This is a genomic window from Aestuariivita boseongensis, assembly GCF_001262635.1.
GTDB lineage: Bacteria > Pseudomonadota > Alphaproteobacteria > Rhodobacterales > Rhodobacteraceae > Aestuariivita > Aestuariivita boseongensis.
Map to the genome: position 1 here is coordinate 23,922 of NZ_JXYH01000046.1, position 6,385 is coordinate 30,306.

Genomic DNA, 6,385 nt, shown 5'->3' on the forward strand with positions numbered 1-6,385 from the left:
ATGCAGGTGATTGATCTGGCCACCACGCCCTTGCGCGACATGAACGCCACCCTGCAGGCCCAGGCCAAAGACACCAATATGACCGCCTGGGAGGTGCAGAACCCCAAGGGCGCACATGCCGTGGCTGTGGGGCTGGATGGGCCGCTGGAGGTCACGGTGCAGGGCTCTGCTGGCTATTACTGTGCGGGCATGAACAAGGACGCCACCGTGCGCGTGACCGGGTCGGTGGGCCCGGGCGTGGCCGAAAACATGATGTCGGGCACCGTGATCGTGGAAGGCGATGCCAGCCAATATGCCGGGGCCACGGGTCATGGCGGGCTGTTGGTGATCAAGGGCAACGCGTCCTCGCGCTGTGGGATTTCGATGAAGGGTATCGACATCGTGGTGCACGGGAGTATCGGGCACATGTCGGCTTTCATGGCGCAGAAGGGCAATCTGGTTGTTCTGGGCGATGCAGGCGACGCGTTGGGCGATTCCATCTATGAAGCGCGGCTTTTCGTGCGCGGATCGGTGAAATCTATGGGCGCCGATTGTGTGGAGAAAGAAATGCGCCCCGAACATCTTGAGCTGCTCGCCGATCTTCTGGAACGGGCGGAGGCGGATGCCAAGCCTGAGGAGTTCCGCCGCTTTGGCTCGGCCCGGAAGCTTTACAATTTCGACATCGACAACGCGGGAGAATACTGATGGACCGCACACCGCACACCGTCCCCCGCAAAAGCTGGACCTTCTCTGACGAGGTAAACTCGGAAATCCGCCGCGCGGCGGCCACCGGCATTTATGACATCCGCGGTGGCGGCGCGAAACGGCGCGTGCCGCATTTCGATGACCTGCTGTTTCTGGGCGCATCAATGAGCCGCTACCCGCTGGAAGGTTACCGCGAACGCTGTGAAACAAAGGTCACGCTTGGCACGCGCTTTGCGAAAAACCCTATCGAACTGGATATCCCGATCACCATCGCGGGGATGTCTTTCGGCTCTCTCTCCGGTCCCGCGAAAGAGGCTTTGGGGCGGGGGGCTACGATGGCGGGCACCTCGACCACCACCGGGGATGGTGGCATGACGGAGGAGGAGCGTGGCCATTCCGCCAAGCTTGTCTATCAATACCTGCCCAGCCGGTACGGGATGAACCCCGACGACCTGCGCCGCGCCGACGCGATTGAGGTTGTCGTGGGTCAGGGTGCCAAGCCCGGCGGGGGCGGCATGCTGCTGGGTCAAAAGATCACCGAACGGGTCGCAGGCATGCGCGATCTGCCACAGGGCGTCGATCAACGTTCGGCCTGTCGGCACCCGGATTGGACAGGCCCGGATGATCTGGAGATCAAGATCCTTGAGCTGCGCGAGATCACCGGCTGGGAAAAACCGATCTACATTAAAGTTGGGGGTGCAAGGCCTTATTATGACGTGGCTTTGTCTGTCAAAGCAGGGGCCGATGTGATCGTTCTGGATGGCATGCAGGGCGGCACGGCGGCCACGCAGGATGTGTTCATCGAACATGTGGGTCAACCCACGCTCGCCTGCATCCGTCCGGCCGTAAAAGCGTTGCAAGACTTAGGGATGCACCGCAAAGTTCAACTGATCGTCTCGGGCGGCATCCGCACCGGGGCTGACGTGGCCAAGGCGCTGGCCTTGGGGGCCGATGCGGTTTCGATCGGATCGGCGGCGCTGATTGCCATCGGCGACAATGACCCGAAATGGGAGGCGGAATACCAAAAGCTGGGCTCGACCGCCGGGGCCTATGACGACTGGCACGAAGGTCAAGATCCCGCGGGCATCACCACGCAGGATCCCGAGCTGATGAAGCGCCTTGATCCGGTAGAAGCCGGACGGCGTTTACGCAATTATCTCAATGTCTTGACGCTCGAAGCTCAGACAATCGCGCGAGCCTGTGGGAAAAGCCATGTGCTGAACCTTGAGCCCGAAGATCTCTGCGCGCTCACCATCGAAGCCGCCGCCATGGCGCAGGTGCCGCTGGCGGGTACTGACTGGATCCCGGGCAAGACCGGATTTTGAAACATCAAGGGGCGCGGCTTAGGCTGCGCCCTTGTCACATCAGGGGAAAGGATAACCGAACATGACAGATCTGGCCGCCTTCGCCGCCGAAAACGGCGTGAAGTTTTTCATGATCTCCTTCACCGACCTTTTCGGCGCGCAGCGGGCGAAACTCGTCCCCGCTCAGGCGATTGCCGATATGCAGGAGGAAGGGGCCGGGTTCGCAGGGTTCGCCGCATGGCTCGACATGACGCCCGCGCACCCCGACATGCTGGCTGTGCCCGACCCCGAAACGGTCATCCAGCTGCCCTGGAAGCCCGAGGTTGCCTGGGTCGCCGCCAACCCGGTGATGGAGGGCGAAGAGGTCGCACAAGCCCCCCGCAACGTGCTGCGCGCGATGGTGGCCAAGGCCGCCGAAAAGGGCCTGCGCGTCAAAACCGGGGTGGAGGCCGAATTCTTCCTGCTGACGCCCGAGGGCACCCAGATCTCCGACCCCGCCGATACCGCCGAAAAGCCCTGTTATGACCAGCAGGCTGTCATGCGTCGCTATGACGTGATCGCCGAGATCTGCGAATACATGCTGGATCTGGGCTGGGGCCCGTATCAGAACGACCATGAAGACGCAAATGGCCAGTTCGAAATGAACTGGGATTTCTCAGACGCATTGGTCACTGCTGACCGCCATTCGTTCTTCAAATTCATGGTCAAATCGGTGGCCGAAAAGCACGGGCTGCGCGCGACCTTCATGCCCAAACCCATGCCCAATCTGACCGGGAATGGCTGCCACGCGCATGTGTCGGTCTGGGATATGGACGGCAAGAACAATGCGTTTACCACCGACAGTGGGTCGGGACCGGCCGGAGAGCTTGGCCTGTCAGAAGACGGCGCGCATTTCCTGGGCGGCATCATGGCCCATGCTACGGCGATGGCGGCGCTCACCAACCCCACGGTCAACAGCTACAAACGCATCAACGCCCCCGCGACCCTGTCCGGGGCCAGCTGGGCGCCCAACACCGTTACGTGGTCGGGCAACAACCGCACCCATATGGTCCGCGTGCCGGGCCCAGGCCGGTTCGAATTGCGCCTGCCGGACGGGGCAGCGAACCCTTACCTTCTGCAGGCCGCGATCATCGCAGCTGGCCTGTCGGGGCTGGAGGCCAAGGCCGATCCCGGCAAACGCTATGACATCGACATGTATGCCGAAGGTCACACCGTGACGGATGCACCCAAATTGCCGCTGAACCTGCTGGATGCCGTCCGCGCGTTCGAGGCGGATGACGGCTTGACCGGCATGCTGGGGACCGAGTTCGCGCAAAGCTATGCCAAGATGAAAATGCAGGAATGGCAAAGCTATATGCACCACTTCTCCGATTGGGAGAGGCAGAACACGCTGGATATCTGAGGAGGATGTGGCAGCCCGTAGGGCAGCCATGATTATCCTGTCGAGATCCGAGTTGTACCCCATATATATTAATTATTTCGGAAAAAATCCCTTCTCTTGTGCAGGGAGTTCCGGCATAGTCTGGCGCAATCCACGTATTAGTGGGGGATGTAATGGGGGATATCATGTCGCGCGAGTGTATCAGGACGCCGGAGCGGGCGCTGTCGGCGCGGTTCGTGGAAACCGTTACTGAGCCGGGCAAGTATTTCGACGGCCAAGGCCTGTTCCTGCGTGTTGCCAAGAACGGGGCGCGGCAATGGGTACAGCGCATCGTTATTCGCGGCAAGCGCACCGAACTGGGGCTGGGCAGCCCGCCCGCTGTCTCTCTCGCAACCGCTCGCAAGTTGGCGCTGGAAAATCGGGGCAAAGCCATGCTCGGAGGCGACCCTCTGGCCGAGAAACGTGCCGCGAAGGCCAAGTCGCTCACCTTTGCTGAATGTGTGAACGCCTATGCCGAAGCCAAGCTGCCCGAGTTTCGAAGTGAAAAGCATCGCAAGCAATGGCTTTCAGCACTTGAACGTCTGGCGCTTCCAGTCCTCGGGCAAATACGGGTGCAGGACATCGGCACTAAGGATGTGCTGCGAATGCTCGAACCCCATTGGCGGGAACGCACCATCACCGCAAAGAAATTGCGGGGGCAGGTGGAAGCTGTGCTTACATGGGCGACGGTGGCGGGGCATCGTGAAGGCGACAATCCCGCGGCTTGGCGCGGCAACCTCAAGGAACTCTTACCCGCACCCGGCAAGGTTGCGAAGGCCCAGCACCATCCGGCTCTTGCCCTGGGCGACGCGGCAGTCTGGTGGGCCGCTCTCGCCAAGCGCGACGGGATGGCCGCGCAAGCCCTGCAGTTCCTGACCCTAACCTGCGCGCGTTCAGGTGAGGTTCGAGGCATGACCTGGGATGAAATTGAGCTTGATCGCTCTGCAAATTCGACGAATTCCGTCGGTGTCTGGACGGTTCCTGCATCCAGGATGAAGAACGGCCGCGAGCATCGCGTGCCTCTCACCGCCGAGGCTATTGCACTGCTCGATCGCCTGCCCCGGCTCGAATGTAGCCCATACGTATTCTTTGCTCCGCGTGGCGGGATGCTGTCTGATATGAGCATTTCCGCCGTCATGCGACGGATGCAGGAAGCGAAGGTGAGGTTGGAGGAACCAGGGTATCTCGACCCTGCCAGCAAGCGGCCCGCCGTGCCGCATGGGCTGCGCTCGACTTTCCGGCAATGGGCAGCGGAACACGGCTATCCCCGCGACATGGCCGAAATAGCATTGGCGCACTTCATCGGCTCAGAAGTGGAGCGCGCCTATCAGCGTTCCGACATGCTCGAACGGCGGCGCGACATGATGACGGCATGGGCGGCATTTCTTCGTGGTGAGGCGAAAGTGGACGGGAACGTGGTCAAGCTGGGGGCAGCCGGATGAAGTTTGTTATCTGCGGGGGTAGGTTTGATGAATATGTCGACATCTATACCGAAACAGAGGAAGAGCTTTCTGAATTAATCGCCAAGTATCAAAATTTGGGCCATGAAGTTATTGAAGAAGACGCTTTTTTCTTAGAGCCGACGATCAAGATCTTTCGCAACTATTGTGAAAGTATAGTCTCGGACGCACCAGAAAAAGTAAATGATGATGGCTCGGAGGCAGCGTTCGCTTCCGAAGTACTTAAATACTTTCGGGAAATGCAAAGGTGCATTGAAAGTAGTGATGCAGAATCTGCTGCGCATTTTGCCTTTTATGCCGGATGGAAGCTTGAACAAATGCGGCTGAAATTTTCCTATGAGAAGGTGGCTGAAACCGGAGCCAAGACCCACAAATACCTTGATAACATTCGAACCACCCGGAACACAGCCGCAAAGGCCAACATGGATAAAAGACGTGATGCCCTCGCAAGCCTAATGAAAGAGACCCGGTTGACCGGAGGTGCGCTGGATGCGTGGCTTAAGCGCCGGCTAGAGGAGCAATTCGGGATTTGCGTATCCAAGCGCACCATCCGAGGGGACCGGAAAGCGCTCAAAACCTCATAAAAAAGTTGGCAGCCCTCGTTAAGCGCTGCCAACTCCTGTCCGTTACCTTCCGGTTTGTATCAATACAACCCGAAAGGAAATGGCAATGACCGACAAACTCCTTCGCCGCCCCGAGGTGGAAACCCGCACAGGGCTGTCTCGTTCGACTCTGTACGACTGGATGAAGCGTGGCGAATTCCCGCAACCTGTAAAACTGGGTGCACGCATCGTCGCCTGGCGCGAAAGCGATATCGCGGATTGGCTCGCCAACCGCGAAACGCGGGTGGGCTGATTGATGGTAAAAGACAAAACCTTTGGCGTGCTGATCAGGCCTGCCCGTAATGCTTTCCACTCTGCTGAGTCGGCAGGAAGCCAGTACCACGAAACCTCCGATCACTATGTGGGCGTGATTGCCCACCTGTGCCCCCGGCACCGGGTGATCGTGTGCCGCGACAGCATTCAATGGATATTGCAGCGTCGCAAGAACGGTGGCGGGTAGTGGCCTTGGCGCGCGCTCGGGTACTTCCGGACCCGAGACGCCCTGATCCGGCTCTCCGCCAGCTTGTGTTCGCGCGTTGACCCGTCCGCAATGGTGGCGCTCTCCGCCCTGCCGGAGCTGATCGGAGGTGCAAAATGAGTGGCCATAAAAGAAAACGCCCCGGCTCTGTGTTGCACCACGGAACCGGGGCTTTGGGGCATCATCAAGCTACAGGAGATAATACATGCGGAGCATACAACACTCCGACCGATCTTCAAAGGCAAAGACATCTGCGCAACCGGTATGGCGTGAGCGATACGCGCGCAGCCCTCATCGCGGCCTTGGTCTTCGGGGAGGTGAAGTGATGGTCTTCGATCACCTGACCAAGGACCAGGCGTCCGCCCTGCACGTGATTGCCTGCACGATGGTTCTTCAGTCAGAAGTCCCTTCAATCGATCAGGTTGCGGAGGTACTGA

Annotated in this window: 7 protein-coding genes; all 7 read left to right on the top strand. The window is 59.7% G+C overall.

Annotated features, from left to right (window positions below; all coding sequences use genetic code 11):
- The 7 genes from TR61_RS15510 to TR61_RS20000 all read left to right on the top strand — a co-directional run bounded on the left by TR61_RS15510 (position 1) and on the right by TR61_RS20000 (position 5,930).
- Entirely contained in the window at positions 1–684 is a 684-nt protein-coding gene (locus TR61_RS15510; protein WP_050931435.1) for a GltB/FmdC/FwdC-like GXGXG domain-containing protein, read from the top strand.
- Entirely contained in the window at positions 684–2,009 is a 1,326-nt protein-coding gene (locus TR61_RS15515; protein ID WP_050931436.1) for an FMN-binding glutamate synthase family protein, read from the top strand. Before TR61_RS15510 ends, TR61_RS15515 begins: the two co-directional genes overlap by 1 nt.
- A 61-nt stretch (positions 2,010–2,070) precedes the next feature.
- A complete protein-coding gene (gene glnT / locus TR61_RS15520; RefSeq protein ID WP_050931437.1) occupies positions 2,071–3,390 on the top strand; it encodes a type III glutamate--ammonia ligase in 1,320 nt (439 codons plus the stop codon).
- 152 nt (positions 3,391–3,542) lie between these two features.
- Complete coding sequence (locus tag TR61_RS15525) at positions 3,543–4,850, top strand: tyrosine-type recombinase/integrase (protein ID WP_050931438.1); 1,308 nt, start codon at positions 3,543–3,545, stop codon at positions 4,848–4,850.
- A complete protein-coding gene (locus TR61_RS15530) occupies positions 4,847–5,452 on the top strand; it encodes a hypothetical protein (RefSeq protein ID WP_050931439.1) in 606 nt (201 codons plus the stop codon). Before TR61_RS15525 ends, TR61_RS15530 begins: the two co-directional genes overlap by 4 nt.
- Positions 5,453–5,537: 85 nt before the next feature.
- Positions 5,538–5,723, top strand: a complete 186-nt coding sequence (locus TR61_RS15535; protein WP_050931440.1) for a helix-turn-helix transcriptional regulator — start codon at positions 5,538–5,540, stop codon at positions 5,721–5,723.
- A gap of 3 nt (positions 5,724–5,726) precedes the next feature.
- Positions 5,727–5,930 (top strand): hypothetical protein, encoded by a 204-nt coding sequence (locus tag TR61_RS20000; RefSeq protein ID WP_157440939.1) that lies wholly within the window; start codon positions 5,727–5,729, stop codon positions 5,928–5,930.
- Positions 5,931–6,385: the final 455 nt, after the last annotated feature.

Excerpts from the sequence above, each read along its gene's own strand:
- TR61_RS15510 (WP_050931435.1), top strand. The coding sequence starts at position 1 with ATGCAGGTGATTGATCTGGCCACCACGCCCTTGCGCGACATGAACGCC.
- TR61_RS15515 (WP_050931436.1), top strand. The coding sequence starts at position 684 with ATGGACCGCACACCGCACACCGTCCCCCGCAAAAGCTGGACCTTCTCT.
- glnT (WP_050931437.1), top strand. The coding sequence starts at position 2,071 with ATGACAGATCTGGCCGCCTTCGCCGCCGAAAACGGCGTGAAGTTTTTC.
- TR61_RS15525 (WP_050931438.1), top strand. The coding sequence starts at position 3,543 with ATGGGGGATATCATGTCGCGCGAGTGTATCAGGACGCCGGAGCGGGCG.
- TR61_RS15530 (WP_050931439.1), top strand. The coding sequence starts at position 4,847 with ATGAAGTTTGTTATCTGCGGGGGTAGGTTTGATGAATATGTCGACATC.
- TR61_RS15535 (WP_050931440.1), top strand. The coding sequence starts at position 5,538 with ATGACCGACAAACTCCTTCGCCGCCCCGAGGTGGAAACCCGCACAGGG.
- TR61_RS20000 (WP_157440939.1), top strand. The coding sequence starts at position 5,727 with ATGGTAAAAGACAAAACCTTTGGCGTGCTGATCAGGCCTGCCCGTAAT.